The 13,778-nt window shown below is 54.8% G+C and carries 16 protein-coding genes; 4 read left to right on the top strand and 12 right to left on the bottom strand.

Going from position 1 to position 13,778, the window contains the following annotated elements; genetic code table 11:
• The first annotated feature begins 31 nt into the window (after window positions 1–31).
• Entirely contained in the window at window positions 32–841 is an 810-nt protein-coding gene (locus K6123_RS11055; protein WP_221797647.1) for an inositol monophosphatase family protein, read from the top strand.
• 114 nt (window positions 842–955) lie between these two features.
• Window positions 956–1,381 (top strand): CBS domain-containing protein, encoded by a 426-nt coding sequence (locus tag K6123_RS11050; RefSeq protein WP_221797645.1) that lies wholly within the window; start codon window positions 956–958, stop codon window positions 1,379–1,381.
• A gap of 57 nt (window positions 1,382–1,438) precedes the next feature.
• Here the strand turns inward: K6123_RS11050 and K6123_RS11045 are convergent, their stop codons facing one another.
• Complete coding sequence (locus tag K6123_RS11045) at window positions 1,439–2,497, bottom strand: hypothetical protein (protein ID WP_221797643.1); 1,059 nt, start codon at window positions 2,495–2,497, stop codon at window positions 1,439–1,441.
• Between the two features lie 213 nt (window positions 2,498–2,710).
• Between K6123_RS11045 and K6123_RS11040 the strand changes: the two genes are divergently transcribed.
• Entirely contained in the window at window positions 2,711–3,049 is a 339-nt protein-coding gene (locus tag K6123_RS11040) for a TraR/DksA family transcriptional regulator (protein WP_221797641.1), read from the top strand.
• A 13-nt stretch (window positions 3,050–3,062) separates the two neighbouring features.
• Here the strand turns inward: K6123_RS11040 and K6123_RS11035 are convergent, their stop codons facing one another.
• The 11 genes from K6123_RS11035 to K6123_RS10985 all read right to left on the bottom strand — a co-directional run bounded on the left by K6123_RS11035 (window position 3,063) and on the right by K6123_RS10985 (window position 11,969).
• The gene (locus tag K6123_RS11035; RefSeq protein WP_221797639.1) at window positions 3,063–3,878 is read right to left on the bottom strand and encodes an ion channel; all 816 of its coding nucleotides are present in this window, start codon (window positions 3,876–3,878) and stop codon (window positions 3,063–3,065) included.
• Between the two features lie 32 nt (window positions 3,879–3,910).
• Window positions 3,911–4,363, bottom strand: a complete 453-nt coding sequence (locus tag K6123_RS11030; protein ID WP_221797637.1) for an OsmC family protein — start codon at window positions 4,361–4,363, stop codon at window positions 3,911–3,913.
• An 18-nt stretch (window positions 4,364–4,381) separates the two neighbouring features.
• Window positions 4,382–4,942: a Tll0287-like domain-containing protein gene (locus K6123_RS11025; RefSeq protein ID WP_221797634.1), complete on the bottom strand. Its 561-nt coding sequence runs from the start codon at window positions 4,940–4,942 to the stop codon at window positions 4,382–4,384.
• A 104-nt stretch (window positions 4,943–5,046) separates the two neighbouring features.
• Entirely contained in the window at window positions 5,047–5,427 is a 381-nt protein-coding gene (locus K6123_RS11020; protein WP_221797632.1) for a rhodanese-like domain-containing protein, read from the bottom strand.
• A gap of 134 nt (window positions 5,428–5,561) precedes the next feature.
• Entirely contained in the window at window positions 5,562–6,509 is a 948-nt protein-coding gene (locus tag K6123_RS11015; RefSeq protein WP_221797630.1) for a M48 family metallopeptidase, read from the bottom strand.
• 157 nt (window positions 6,510–6,666) lie between these two features.
• Complete coding sequence (locus K6123_RS11010) at window positions 6,667–7,743, bottom strand: YjgN family protein (protein ID WP_221797628.1); 1,077 nt, start codon at window positions 7,741–7,743, stop codon at window positions 6,667–6,669.
• Between the two features lie 141 nt (window positions 7,744–7,884).
• Window positions 7,885–8,184 (bottom strand): cyd operon YbgE family protein, encoded by a 300-nt coding sequence (locus K6123_RS11005; protein WP_221797626.1) that lies wholly within the window; start codon window positions 8,182–8,184, stop codon window positions 7,885–7,887.
• A gap of 45 nt (window positions 8,185–8,229) precedes the next feature.
• Complete coding sequence (gene cydX / locus K6123_RS11000; RefSeq protein WP_221797625.1) at window positions 8,230–8,337, bottom strand: cytochrome bd-I oxidase subunit CydX; 108 nt, start codon at window positions 8,335–8,337, stop codon at window positions 8,230–8,232.
• A gap of 103 nt (window positions 8,338–8,440) precedes the next feature.
• A complete protein-coding gene (gene cydB, locus K6123_RS10995) occupies window positions 8,441–9,580 on the bottom strand; it encodes a cytochrome d ubiquinol oxidase subunit II (protein ID WP_221797623.1) in 1,140 nt (379 codons plus the stop codon).
• A gap of 17 nt (window positions 9,581–9,597) precedes the next feature.
• On the bottom strand, window positions 9,598–11,205 hold the full coding sequence (locus K6123_RS10990) for a cytochrome ubiquinol oxidase subunit I (RefSeq protein WP_221797621.1): 1,608 nt from the start codon (window positions 11,203–11,205) through the stop codon (window positions 9,598–9,600).
• Window positions 11,206–11,435: 230 nt separating this feature from the next.
• The gene (locus tag K6123_RS10985) at window positions 11,436–11,969 is read right to left on the bottom strand and encodes an MBL fold metallo-hydrolase (protein WP_221797619.1); all 534 of its coding nucleotides are present in this window, start codon (window positions 11,967–11,969) and stop codon (window positions 11,436–11,438) included.
• A 298-nt stretch (window positions 11,970–12,267) separates the two neighbouring features.
• Between K6123_RS10985 and K6123_RS10980 the strand changes: the two genes are divergently transcribed.
• Complete coding sequence (locus tag K6123_RS10980; RefSeq protein WP_221797617.1) at window positions 12,268–13,761, top strand: sigma-54 interaction domain-containing protein; 1,494 nt, start codon at window positions 12,268–12,270, stop codon at window positions 13,759–13,761.
• Window positions 13,762–13,778 lie beyond the last annotated feature (17 nt).

Here is a 13,778-nt window from a genome sequence, read left to right as displayed (position 1 = left end):
CGCCGATTTATTTATCCGAATGGAATTTCCCATGAGCCAATATCAACCCATGCTGACACTGGCATTGCAACTGGCCCGCCAGGCCGGTGATGAAATTGCCCGCCAGCGCAGCTCATTACAAATCAACTTCAAATACGATGGTGCCGAACTGGTGACCCAGGCCGATGTTGCCGCCGACCAGCTGATCAACGCCGGTATTCGTGCCAGCTTCCCGGACCATGAAATCCTCTCGGAAGAGCTGGCACCGGAAAACAATACCGACTGCGAACACCTGTGGATTATCGACCCCATCGACGGCACGGTGAACTACGCGCACGGCCATCCACAGGTTGCGGTATCCATTGCCTATTACCATCACGGCGACTGCAAGGCGGCGGTGGTACATAACCCGTTCGCCCGGGAAACCTTTCACGCTCTCGCTGGCAGCGGTGCCTTTCTGAATGACAGCCCGATCCAGTGCTCCGGCAAAACCGAATTGCACCGCGCCCTGATTGCCACCGGTTTTCCTTATCAGAAAGACAGCGTCGACGAGCTGATGGCGCGAGTCAGCGCAGTGATTCGCAACTGTGCCGACATTCGTCGGCTGGGTTCAGCGGCGCTGGATATCTGCTGGGTTGCCTGCGGTCGTATGGATGCCTACTACGAACACGTCAAACCCTGGGACTTTGCCGCCGCCCAGCTGATCGCCCGTGAAGCCGGTGCCCGATTTGGCCATATCTATCCGATTCCTGCAGGGGAAAACCCGCAGATCTACAGCCGCAATATTCTGATCGCGACCCCGGCTATCTATCAGCCGTTACAGGAAGTATTGCAACAGGCTGATCAGCAAGCTGGCTTGTAGCAGCCGCGGTTTGGTCGTCTGACTTGCGGGCTGGCCATAAATGGCTGCCAATGCAGCAGTTTGCCAATTTCCTGCTTAACTTAATGGGAAATCCCGGAACACAGACAGACGACCATGAAATACGTCCATGAACTGATGAAGACCGAGGTGATCACTCACCTGCCCAGCGATACCTTGCGAGACGCCGAAGCCACCATGGGAACCCACCAGATTCGCCATGTGCCGGTGGTGGATGCCGACGGCAAACTGCTCGGCCTGATGAGCCAGCGTGAGTTCCTCACCGAAGCGTTTCGGATTACCGACAAATTCGGCGCTCATTTACTGCAGGAATATCTGGCCAAAACGCCGATTGAGCAATGTATGCAGCAGGATCTGGTGACCAGCGGACCGGAAACGTTGCTGAAAGAGGCTGCCGATATTATCCACGACAACCGCCGTCAGGGTTGTGTGTTGGTGGTCGATGAAGAAGGCTATCTGGAAGGTCTGCTGACCTCACTGGATTTTGTAAAACTGGCTGCCAGACTGCTGCCTGACAACTGATAGACATAGCTCCCCCGGTACCATTAAAAGCACTGGGGGCGTGTCACTGCCGCATGATCAAGCCGGTTCGGCAGCGACCGACTCCTGCTGCCAACTGGTCAGCAAAGCCTCAACGCACTCAGCATCAAGACATTCAGCCCTCACCAGCTCGTTCAAATAAGCCGCCACCGACTCCGCCGTTTTTCCGGCGCTCAAGCCCTGATCCGCCAGCGCGGCAACCTCACTGATTCTGGCTTCCAGTGGTAACTCTGCCAGAGTGACTTCCGCCGGATCAGCCAGCTGGGCAGTATGATAAGCGACGATATTCCGGGCGATATCAATATGCTCCAGCCGCTCTAACTCAAACAGGCTGATCGCCCGCTCCAGCAAGGCTGATCCTTCCAGCCGACTGCCCGCCTCACAACGACCACCGGCCTGCACCCGTGCCAGATCGTAAAACGGTGCAAAGAGACCCAAATATTCCACCCAGGAATCACTCAGTCCCTTCGCCGCTTGCAGCTGGCGGGCGATGCCCTGTGCCAGCAAACTGACCCGGTTAATCCGTCCGGCACTGCCATCGGTACACAAACCGGCAGCTTCCATGGTCCAGCCCAGCAGTGAGCGTAAACGCCGCAAGGTGGTCTGTTCGCGGGCGACCACCTGCTCAACCAGATGCCCCCACAGCGAACAATAGACCGCCATCGAGTCATCAAAATAATCAATCTGGTGGCTGTTCAGAAACAGGATGCCGAGCAGCCGGTCATTGTCACGTAGCGCCATCGAGAAGCTCGCGCGGTAACCCTGCCCCAGCAATTTGGCGGTATGTTCCGACAGCTCGTCAGCACGAAACTGGCGCATATCGTTCACCACCCGAATGCTGTCCTGCTCCACCAGCTGCTTTAATGAAGGAACGTCGCACATCTGTGCAACATAGCCGTTCAGGGCAGTCTGGTTGTCGCCGACGCAGGTAAAGGTCGACAGGCTGTCATTGTGTTCGTGGTAGAGCGCGATGGAAAAACGGTCGAGGCCGGAATACTGCTGCCGCAGCACCCAATACAGACGCTGGATCCGTTCGATCATGCTCATGGCAGTATCGGCCTGGCTATAGAGGTCACGGTAGTGCTGTTCGGTTGGCATGGCGATATCTCCTGCAACGGCCAAAATCGACACAGTCTAGCGGCGATGGGTTTTGTGACCTCTGACACATATCAAGGTGAACCTTATGCAGGAGGAATAGCCTGAAACATAACGGTAACCAATCCGTAAATATGCAGTCCAACCAGTTCAGGGCCTGGCAATTCAGGCCAGTTCGTTTCTTATCCAGGTCGTTAATGCCGTTTGGAGAACACCATGAACGTCGAGCAAATCAAACAACAACTAGAACAACAATTGCTGGAACTGAGTCATCGTGCCGAAAGTGCCCTGCGGGATGCCCGCCATCAGGATGAAGGGGTGCCGGGAGATTTTGCCGAACAGGTCACCGAACGGGAAAATGATGAAGTACTGGCGGCCATCAGCCACGAAGCCACTCAACAGGCACAGCAGATTCGTCAGGCGCTGCAGCGTATTGAAGATGGCAGTTACGGTGAATGCGTCGAATGCGGCAAGATGATCAATGCCGAACGGCTGCATGCTCTGCCCGCCGCTGTTCGTTGTATTCAATGTGAGGAAAAACGTCAGGCCAGCTGACTATTAACCGGCCTCAGTCCGGGCCCCGATCACGCTGGTTATGATCGATACCGGACTGCTGCAACAGCTGATCAATCTTGTCTTCCAGCTGATTCACCTGCTGCTGCAAGGCAGTAATCTGTTCCGACTGGCGCTGTAAACGGCGATTCTGACTTTCCTCATCCTGCTGCACAAACAGCGACGACATACTGGCTGTTAGCAGCGCCACCAGCCCAATCCCCATCAGAATCAACAGGCCCGCCACCACCCGGCCGAGCGAACTGGTTGGCACCAGATCGCCATAACCGACGGTGGTGACCGTCACCCAGGCCCACCAAATGCCATCGAGCGGCGAATGAATCGCCGGATCAATCACCGACATCAGCGAACCAAACAGCACCACGATCAGAAAACTGACTGCCAGCGCCGAGCCCAGATAATGCCTCTGTAACAGCCGTTCAAAGGCGCCGGAAATGTTCAGCAGAATGGCCCCAACGGCCAGCAGACGCAGGGTTCGTAACCCTGCCAGATCGGGGGCATCCACCCACCAGAAAGAAACACCACCCAGCAGAATCAGCAGATTCATCCAGTTGCCGGACAGGTAACGTGCCTTGTGATCTACCGTGAAGGTGACCACCAGGGTTTCGATCAAGAAGAAACACCAGATGATCACATCACTCAGCAGGGTTTTGGAGCTGGCGTCAGTTTCCTGCACCGTCCACTCGGCGATGGTCATGCAGGCCAACATAAGCATTGGCCATTCGAACCAGTAACCCAGCCGTCTGGCACGATGATTCTCGGCCGGGTCCACCCCCGCCAGTCCAATCAGTCGTGCAAACCCATACTGCATTTTTTTACCCCGGAAGCCCGTCTGACTGAAGACTAGCCCTTCAGCGGGGTAACGACCACCTCACAGCTGACGGAGTTGGCAATAAAGCAATGATCATGGGCCTTGTGATGCATGGCTTCGATGGCCTCGTCGTCTGGCACCTTATCGCCTTCAAAAACCACTTTTGGGCTCAGACGAATGCAGCTGACGTAGAACTTGCCATCGTCACGGCGAGACAACTCAGCCACTGCGGTGTCGTCATAAGACAGTACCTGCAAACGCTTTTTCGCCGCCAGTGCCAGAAAGGTCATCATATGGCAGGCGGCCAGAGATGCCGCTAGCATTTTTTCCGGATCAGGTCCGAAGTCATTACCAGCACCACCAGCTGCAATGACGGCACCGTTTTCAAAATCCAGCATATGACGACGTTCATAGCCTTCATGACTGAATACACCCTGACGTTCCCACTTCAAGCCAATCTCATGGCTCGATAACACTTCCGGCATAACCATCTCCCTGAAAACTTATTGAGTCGCAACAGCCTTGCGTAAAGTAAAGGCGCCACGTAACTGGCCTGGCAGATAACCAACAGCCTGATCCGCAGGATACAACTCTGACAGCTTTTTCGACACGTCAGCCTGCAGGTTCTGGCCGTGACAATTCATACAAACGGCACCCGCCGGTATCGCTTTCATATAACGGAACTGGCCGTTTTCGAGCGTGCTGGCGTCGATTTTCATGGGGTCTTCACCAGCCGCCAGGCGTTGGTCAAATGACTTCAGTGTCGCCAGCTCCCAGCTATCCGGTGCATTGTTCGGGTTACGCAGCTTCAATGAAGTCCGCCCCACCTGCCAGTCGCCAGCACTGTGCCTGGCCTTGATCTGCGGTGCTTCGGTATTACACAACGGAATCGCTGCCATTGGGCCACCCGCTTTCATGCCCTGTTGCACGGTCTGCAGCAACTCACCACCAAAAGCCTTCACCTGCTGACGGGCTTCCATGGTCAGCGCAGCGGTATCCGGCTCAGCTGCTGTCGCGGTTGTTGCGGCCAGCCCCAGCGCAAGGCTCAAAAGAAGTTTGTTCATAATTACCTCAAACCAAATAACCATATAGATATGTTAATGAAGTTTAAAAAGCGGGAAGTTTTACAACTACCCGCTTTGATCAAGGTTTGCTCAAATGCTGACCATTATTGGTAAACGTTTGGATCCACTTCAACCTTGTGAACGTCACCGCTCCAGCCATCAAAGCCACCGACCAGCATTTTTACGCCGTCAAAACCCATCTGTTTGAGGGTATGAGCAGCCAGAGTGCTACGGCCGCCGTTTTTGCAGTAGAGCAGAATGGTTGCCGCAGTGTCGGTCAGCGCTGGATGGTCACCGACACGGAATTCCAGTACGCCACGCGGTACATTGACTGCACCGGGCAAGTGGCCCATATCAAACTCGGCAGGCTCACGCACGTCCAGTACCACTGCACCGCCTTTCAGCAAGGCTTCCGCATCATCCGCCGTCACCGGAGTCACCGATGCACGGGCAGTTGCCAGTAAATCTTCTTTGGTAAGTGCCATAAAATCTCCTCCGCTCAAGATTCAGAACCAGGTAACCATAAAGTAATATAGTTGCAATTGCACGCGTTAAACCGGTTTGCAGAAGGAGCTGACCACCAACGGTCAGACGACCGCTTTCAGTCCAGATACGATGGTTATTCCGAATCAAGCAGATCCAGACATTGAGGAATGATTCCCTGCTGGTGCTGACAGGCTGCGATTTGGCGCGCAAGGCGAATTCGCTCCTCTGTCGCAGGGTGAGTACTGAGATATTGCAGCGCCTGGGGCTCAGTTGCATCGGTCTGCTCCAGCGCCTGTTCACCAGGGTGTTCTGCAGGCTGTTGTAGCAATTTCATAGCCTCGGCGAAGGCATCGGCAGGCCGTCCAAGCGCCGCTAATGTCGTCATTGCATAACGATCAGCCTGACGCTCCATATCGCGTGAGAGCGCTTTATTCAGCAGCCCGGCTCCAGAACCGACAAGGATATCTCCCATGCCATCCAGATCACCAAACATCAGTGCATACACCAGGGTAGACAACACCGACCGCACCATTAGCTGCAAGCCGTGACGGTAGTGAACATGGCCAACTTCATGCAGTAGTACAGCGTCCAGAGCTTGCGGGTGACGGCTAAATCGTTCTACCAGAGAGTCACTCAAAACCAGAGTCCCATCCGGCAAGGCAAAAGCATTGGCCTGCCCGAAATGGCGGAATTGAAGCTGGTAATTCGAATCGGACAACGGCAGCTGCTTCGCCAGCAATTGCCAACGCTGCAAAACTTCCTGCTGTTGAGCTGGCGTCAGCCCGGATGGGTCAAGATAGAGGGAATCCAGCGTCGCAAGTGTGTTTTGACTGGCCAAAACCACCGCTCGTTGAGGCACCTGCCCGGCAACCAAAGCGGACAGCCTGGGAACTCCGCTCACCATCAGCCAATAACCGGTCAGTGGCACCACCAACAAAGCCAGCAGGATGACCAGCCAACGGCTCTCCAACCATTCCAGCCAACGCACCCGGACGCCACCAGCTTGCCAACGAAACCCGGCATCATCCGGAATAAAGCGGGCACCATCGTCAAAAAGCAGCTCTTGGGGCAACCCGGGCATTGTTACTTGCGGGCGGAAACCGTTCTGGTCCGCATATTGAAGCTGACAGTGATCTTCCCGCGAGAGGACCCAAACCGCACCGTTGTCATCCAGCCTGGCTGTTGCTGCAACTGCTCTGGCAGCTGCAGCGTACTGGTAACAACCATTAACCACCAGATCAGCCTAGTACCGTAGCACCAAGATCCAGCAGATCAGCCGTTTCCTCGCCAAAGGCGCTGTCTTGCGTACCAACACGATTAACCACTGACTCAATCGCCTGCTGATCAATAGTTACCTGAGTAGATTGAGCCAGATAACGTGCCATACGAACCCGTGTCACTGGAAATGCCAACCCCAGAGTAACCAGCATAAGCAGTATGTTGGTCAACATCAGGGTTCCCAATGCCAGCGGCCGAGCGGTGCTTTCAAAGGTGGCCACGTTACCTGCTGCCATATTCGCCATAATGTGATTACGAATACGGGCGCTCCAGAAACCGGCCACAAACTGACCCAGAATAATGACCACTGCGTAGGCCAGAACGTAGCCAATGAACAGCCCTGCCATACCAGCGCCAGTCAGCGTAATGGCCACGCCGACACCGGCAGCCAAACTGGCGAGAATGCCAATGATGACAGCGAGACCAAAACACACGAGAGCCGTCAAATAATATTCACCCGCCTGCAGTTTGACGGTACAGGTCTGATCACCCCATTTGAGATTTTCATGGATGTACTGATCAAGCTGTTTCAGTGCCCAGGGCAGCCCCAGACCCATCGGGATCGCGCAGACGAATGGCAAAATAATCATATGCCACAGCACACCCAAATAATTCCCGGTGAAGTCGAAGCGCACGTTGCGATAGGCTGTCATGCGCAGGCCAAAACGGATCGCTTGCAGCAACAACCAGGGAATCGAGACCAGAAAAGCGATGGTCACAGCAATCTGGATAGCAGCATGCAGCTGGGCCAACAATGAGGCAGCAACGATCACTGCAACGCCGATCAGACGTCCCTTCAGAATTTGTAACGGCTTGGCCAGATAAACAAACCGGTGGGTATCCACCGACGTATGTCCATACATGTATTGATGATTACGCACCTTGGCCCAGGCAGAATAAATTCCCAGCGTAACCAGCGTCAGAAGCAGATTTACCAGCCATAGACGAAAGTACTCGCCATTCTTGCCGGTAAACTCCACTTGATGAGTCTTTGCTGCAACGGCAGTCGCCGTCGCAGAAGTAACCTTTTGCTCCATGCAGGTCTCCTTGCTTCCATGTCAGATATGGTCTGTTTTGCAGACGGTCGACTTATACAAAGCAAAAGAGACGGATTCAACCAGGCAAGGCTGCTTATGAGAACCAGTCTTAAAAGATGACGTCCACAGGCAGAGCCTGCGTCAGTTAAACCACAGAACAGCACTAACCAGCATCAGCGGCCAGGCACTCAAAGGGCCAAACAGATAACGCCAGTAAGATTTGATCGGCACAAAACCAACGCCGTGAATAAATCCGGCGGCGATACCAATAAACCCGCACAGCAGTGCCAGCCAGTTCAGCGCCGGGTTACCGGTATTGGCCAATGCCGGAATTGTCAGCACCGCTGCAGCCAGAGCAAAGGCGGCCAGAAACGAAAAGATTCTGGCCCAAATGGAATACAGCGGCCCGAAGGCCGCGTAATCAACAGGTTCTGCAGCCACAGGCTGATCCCCTCTTTGTTTGTCGTTCATAATCCAAACGTACGATCAATCCGCATCGCGGTCGAGATCTTCATAGAACTCGAGCCACATGGCGTTCAGCAGGCCAAAGGAACAAGCCAGCAATACACCCAGAATCCAGGCGAAATACCACATAATCATTTCCTCATTGGGTGCGTCCGGCTGCCCTGGGGCGAAGGCCGAACGCAACTGGTTTCACATTTATCCCAACCTCACTGGTCGGAGATAAATGCCGGAATCAGTACGTGCTGTACTTGTTCTCTTCGATGAACTCGTTGGTCAAACGACCCCACATTTTGTAATAGCCCCATGTGGTGTAAGCCAGAATGATGGGCACAAACACCATCGCTACCCAGAACATAATGGTCAGGGTCTTGGTGCTGGAAACCACATCCCAGGCAGTCAGGCTGTGATCAGGATTCAGACTGGACGGCATGATGAACGGGAACAGCGAGAAACCGGCGGTCAGAATAATACCTGCCAGGGCGACCGAGCTGGCGATAAACGCCAGCGCACTGCGGTTAGCCATCGACATTGCGGCGGCCCCCGCCAAACCAACAAAGCCCAGTACCGGCGCCAGCATCATCAGCGGGTATTTGCTGTAGTTGGCCAGCCAGGCACCCGCTTCCACGGCCACGGTTTTGTCCAGCGGCGTGATCACACCGGCAGTGTCCTTGGTGGTGGATACAATCACGTAACCGTCAATGCCGAGCCACAGCCAAACGCCAGCCAGCGCGAACAGAGCCGCAACCAGGACCGCCAGAGATGCTCCCCAACGACGGGCACGTTCGTGCAGGTCACCGGTAGTACGCATCTGCAACCAGGTAGCACCGTGCATCATCAGCATACCCAGTGATACCAGACCGGTAACCAGAGCAAATGGATTCAGCAGCGCCCAGAACGAGCCGGTGTAGTAAGAACGCATAAACTCGTCGAAGTGGAATGGCACACCCAGCAACAGGTTGCCGAACGCCACACCAAATACCAGCGCAGGAACCGCACCACCAATGCTCAGGCCGGTATCCCACAGCAGCCGCCAGCGGTCGTCATCGACCTTGGCGCGGTATTCAAAACCAACCGGACGGAAGAACAGTGCAAACAGCACCAGCAGCAGCGCCCAGTAAAAACCGGAGAAAGCCACTGCATAAACCACCGGCCAGGCAGCGAAAATCGCACCACCAGCAGTGATAAACCAGACCTGGTTACCGTCCCAGTGCGGCCCAACGGTGTTGAGCATCACCCGGCGTTCGTTGTCGGTACGACCAATGATGCGCAGCAGCGCAGTCACGCCCATGTCAAAACCGTCAGTGACGGCGAAACCAATTAGCAGCACGCCAATCAGTACCCACCAGACCACCTTTAATGTTTCGTAATCCATAAATCCTCCTAATGACCTCAGGCCTTGTCTTTGCGTGACTGCATGGGTTGCGCAACCGCTGCACCACTCGCGTGGCCGCCGGTTTCGTGGTGATAACGACCGGTATGCAAGGCAGATGGGCCCAGACGTGCGTAACGGAACATCAGGTACATTTCAGCAATCAGCAGGCCGGTGTAGAACAGCACAAAGCCGGCGATGCTCAACATCAGGTCAGTTTCGCTACGGGTTGAAGCCGACAGGAAGGTTGGCAGCACTTCACCAATTGACCATGGCTGACGACCATATTCCGCCACAAACCAGCCCATTTCACAGGCCAGCCACGGCAGTGGAATAGCCCACAGCATGGCTTTCTGCAGCCAGGTCTGACGGTCGATACTCTGACGGGCAGAATGGTAGAACGACAGCGCGATCAACAGCAGCATGGTGAAGCCGATGGCAACCATGATGCGGAAGGTCCAGAACATCGGAGCTACCGGCGGGATGGAATCCTTGGCGGCGGCCTTGATCTGCTCTTCCGAAGCATCAACAACCTTGTCGGTATAACGCTTCAGCAACAGACCATAACCGAGGTCGTCTTTCACTTCGTCAAAGGCCGCCATGGTTTCCGCTGACTTGTCACCGGCTTTCAGCTGGGTAAACAGGCCGTAAGCGTCCATACCGCTACGGATACGATCTTCGTGTTCGTCCAGCAGGTCATGAATACCGGTCACCTGGGTATCGGTAGAACGGGTGGCGATCAGACCCAGTACGTACGGGATCTTGATGGCGTAATCGGTTTGCATGGTTTCCTGATTCGGGAAGCCAAACAGGGTAAAGGCCGCAGGCGCTTCTTCGGTGTGCCATTCAGCTTCGATTGCTGCCAGCTTGGCTTTCTGCACGTCACCAATTTCGTAACCGGATTCGTCACCCAGCAGGATCACACTCAGAACCGCTGCCATACCAAAGCTGGAGGCAATGGCGAATGAACGACGGGCAAATGGCAGGTCACGCTTTTTCAGCATGTAGTAAGACGAAATACCGAGGACAAACATAGCACCTGTGACATATCCGGCAGACACAGTGTGTACAAACTTCACCTGGGCAACCGGGTTAAACAGCACCTCGGCAAAGCTCACCATTTCCATCCGCATGGTTTCGTAATTGAACTCGGCACCGACCGGGTTTTGCATCCAGCCGTTGGCGATCAGGATCCACAGCGCAGACATGTTGGAACCCAGTGCCACCAGCCAGGTCACCAGCAAGTGTTGCAGGCGACCGAGACGATCCCAGCCAAAAAAGAACAAACCTATAAAGGTACTTTCCAGGAAGAATGCCATCAGGCCTTCAATAGCCAGTGGTGCGCCAAAAATGTCGCCCACGTAATGCGAGTAATAGGCCCAGTTGGTACCGAACTGGAATTCCATGGTCAGACCTGTGGTAACCCCCAGAGCGAAGTTGATACCAAACAACTTGCCCCAGAACTTCACCATGTCCTGGTACACCTGCTTGCCGGTCATGACATAAGCAGATTCCATAATGGCGAGAATAAACGACAACCCCAGAGTGAGGGGTACAAACAGGAAGTGGTACAGCGCCGTGGTTGCGAATTGCAACCGCGACAGTTCCACCAGGGTTTCACTGATCATGGTGATCCTCCAAAGGCCAGGCCTCAGAACGTTAAGGATGAGTCAAAAAAGTTGAAGATTGTCTCGTTGACACAGCATCGCCGCTGGCGCGGCAAACCAGATCACTGCTGGCGTGAACCAACAGTTGGGCCCATGGCAGATGTTGCACCACAGTCCCGCAAATCAATTGAATAGACATGGCATCGCCCCAAAAAACCGCTAACCCCATGGAGGTACAACGCCCTGCACTGTCAGTCATGATGTCCTCCGACCCAAACCGGATTGCTGTCTTGCAGCAGGAATTTCTCCTGCGCGATCGAGCTGATACTCAGACGCCCGGCAACCCGTCCAGGAAATAGCAGAGTTTCCTCGGGAAGCTGCAGCAGCGGCAGCTTATCCACGTCAGAATCAGGTCGGGATGCGACCGATGGTCGCAAGCCACCTGCCAGCCACCATTCACCGCTGAACAATAAACCATCACATAGATACGCCACGCGGCTCTGGTTGCTGTCACAAATGACCCGGATTTCCAGCTCACCCAACGCCAGTTGCTGCCAGCGACAGGCTTGCGGTGGCGTCAGCGACTGGCCTTCAGCCGCCGGATCAAACAGCTCATTACGGGTTGCCAAACGCCAGGCCAACACCAGCCCCTTGCGTTCAATCACCTCAAGATATTGCTCTTCCAGCGACTCCAACGGGTCGATCAGGGCACAGCGACGGGAAATAGGGTCAAACAGCAGATAGCTGAGTTGCTGCTGAAAATTCCATTGTTTGACTCTGGCCACCAGACACCTCTCCGCATGGCAACTGCCACAACATCCGTTCAGCAACAGGCAAAGCAAAGGTAATGCCATAAAAACAGTGTTTGAATTTCAGTCCGCGGCGGGTAAGAATCTAATTGATCCAGATCAAATCTGAGCTTTTATCAGGACTATTTACGCCAATTGACAATTCTGAGCGTAAAATAAGGCCTCAAAATTGTGGACTGAATCAAGATTCAGACAATCAGGAATAAAAAGTCCTGACGGAATCCAACGCTGGATCAGCAGTGCTTCAGCCAAAAGTGACATGGGTTTGCCAGATATGTCAGAACACTCCAGCTATGCCAGCCTGCCCGGAATCTCCTCCTTGCTGGATGCCATTCAGGCTCCGGCTATTCTGATGGACCGCAATTACGAAATCCGCGCCGCCAATCAGGCCTACCGGGAAGCCTTTACCGGCAACAACGCCCTGCTCGGCAAACACTGCTATGAAGTTTCGCATGGCTACAAGGTGCCCTGTGACAAGGCCGGTGAGCACTGCCCACTGCAAGCCTGTCTCAGCAGTGGCCAACGCCAGCGCATCCTGCATATTCACAACACCAGCCACGGCAAAGAACACGTCGATGTTGAACTGAGCCCAGTCCGCAATGCTGATGGCGAGATCGAATACTTCGTTGAAATCATGCATCCGGTGCGGGAACCGGTGCAGCCTGGCAAACGCTCTATGGTCGGTTTCAGTCCGGCCTTCAGCCAGATGCTGGAGCTGCTGAATCGCGCTGCGCCCGCCAATATCAGTGTCTTGCTGCTGGGTGAATCCGGCACCGGCAAGGAACTGGCTGCCCGCTACCTGCACGACCACAGCCAGCGCGCCAGCAAACCCTTTGTTGTTGTTGAATGTTCCGGCCTGACTGAAAGCCTGTTCGAAAGCGAGTTGTTCGGCCATGAAAAAGGTGCCTTTACCGGTGCCAATCAACGCAAGCCCGGGCTGGTGTGCGCGGCCGAAGGCGGCACCCTGTTCCTTGACGAAATTGGCGATATTCCGCTGGCCATGCAGGTCAAGTTGCTGCGCCTGATCGAAACCGGCACCTATCGGCCAGTCGGCAGCGTGACCGAAAAACAGGCCAATTTCCGGCTCATCTGTGCGACTCACAGAAACCTGCTGAACATGGTTGAGCGTGGTGACTTCCGCCAGGATCTCTATTACCGAATTTCACCTTTCCCGGTGCTGTTGCCATCACTGCATCAACGCCAGCAAGACATAGTGCCGATCGCCAATGCGATTCTGGAAAACCTGCCGATTGACCGCTCAATGCAGTTATCCCCAGCCGCCAGCCAGTGGCTGCAACAGCAACGCTTTGACGGCAACATTCGCGAACTCAGAAACCGTCTCGAGCGCGCCGTTTTATTGTGTGACGGCGACCAGATCGAACCGGCTCACCTGCAGCTGCCAGAACTGCTGCAAGCCAATCCATCCTATCTCATACCAAGCTCATCTCAGCTGCAATCACAGTCGCAGTCACAACCCCGGCCAGCCGCTGTCGAAACCACCAGCCAGGGCTGGAACAAAGATTTATCCAGCGCTTTCAGCGATGCTCCGGTGCTGCCACTGGAGCAACTGGAAGCCTGTTACCTGAGCGGTATTGCCGAACGCTACAATGGTGACAATGCCCGGCTGGCGCAGGAAATGAACATCAGTGAGCGTACCCTGTACCGCAAACTGGCACGTGCCCGCAGTCTGCTGGCAGAAACTTCAGCGTCAGGCCCAACCAACAGCCATCATGAGCACACTCACCAGTCGCCTGCTGAACACGACTAAGGTCGGATTCGAGTCTG

This window comes from Oceanobacter mangrovi (genome assembly GCF_019740315.1).
Classification (GTDB): domain Bacteria; phylum Pseudomonadota; class Gammaproteobacteria; order Pseudomonadales; family Oceanobacteraceae; genus Oceanobacter; species Oceanobacter mangrovi.
The sequence above is the reverse complement of the archived record's forward strand: the minus strand, read 5'-3'. Positions and strand labels throughout refer to the sequence as shown.

Bases quoted from the DNA above. Each gene is read 5' to 3' on its own strand.
- K6123_RS11020 (WP_221797632.1), bottom strand. From the start codon at position 5,427: ATGGCACTTACCAAAGAAGATTTACTGGCAACTGCCCGTGCATCGGTG.
- K6123_RS11055 (WP_221797647.1), top strand. From the start codon at position 32: ATGAGCCAATATCAACCCATGCTGACACTGGCATTGCAACTGGCCCGC.
- K6123_RS11045 (WP_221797643.1), bottom strand. From the start codon at position 2,497: ATGCCAACCGAACAGCACTACCGTGACCTCTATAGCCAGGCCGATACT.
- K6123_RS11040 (WP_221797641.1), top strand. From the start codon at position 2,711: ATGAACGTCGAGCAAATCAAACAACAACTAGAACAACAATTGCTGGAA.
- K6123_RS11035 (WP_221797639.1), bottom strand. From the start codon at position 3,878: ATGCAGTATGGGTTTGCACGACTGATTGGACTGGCGGGGGTGGACCCG.
- K6123_RS11015 (WP_221797630.1), bottom strand. From the start codon at position 6,509: ATGCCCGGGTTGCCCCAAGAGCTGCTTTTTGACGATGGTGCCCGCTTT.
- K6123_RS11025 (WP_221797634.1), bottom strand. From the start codon at position 4,942: ATGAACAAACTTCTTTTGAGCCTTGCGCTGGGGCTGGCCGCAACAACC.
- K6123_RS11010 (WP_221797628.1), bottom strand. From the start codon at position 7,743: ATGGAGCAAAAGGTTACTTCTGCGACGGCGACTGCCGTTGCAGCAAAG.
- K6123_RS10990 (WP_221797621.1), bottom strand. From the start codon at position 11,205: ATGATCAGTGAAACCCTGGTGGAACTGTCGCGGTTGCAATTCGCAACC.
- cydX (WP_221797625.1), bottom strand. From the start codon at position 8,337: ATGTGGTATTTCGCCTGGATTCTGGGTGTATTGCTGGCTTGTTCCTTT.
- K6123_RS11050 (WP_221797645.1), top strand. From the start codon at position 956: ATGAAATACGTCCATGAACTGATGAAGACCGAGGTGATCACTCACCTG.
- K6123_RS10980 (WP_221797617.1), top strand. From the start codon at position 12,268: ATGTCAGAACACTCCAGCTATGCCAGCCTGCCCGGAATCTCCTCCTTG.
- K6123_RS11030 (WP_221797637.1), bottom strand. From the start codon at position 4,363: ATGCCGGAAGTGTTATCGAGCCATGAGATTGGCTTGAAGTGGGAACGT.
- cydB (WP_221797623.1), bottom strand. From the start codon at position 9,580: ATGGATTACGAAACATTAAAGGTGGTCTGGTGGGTACTGATTGGCGTG.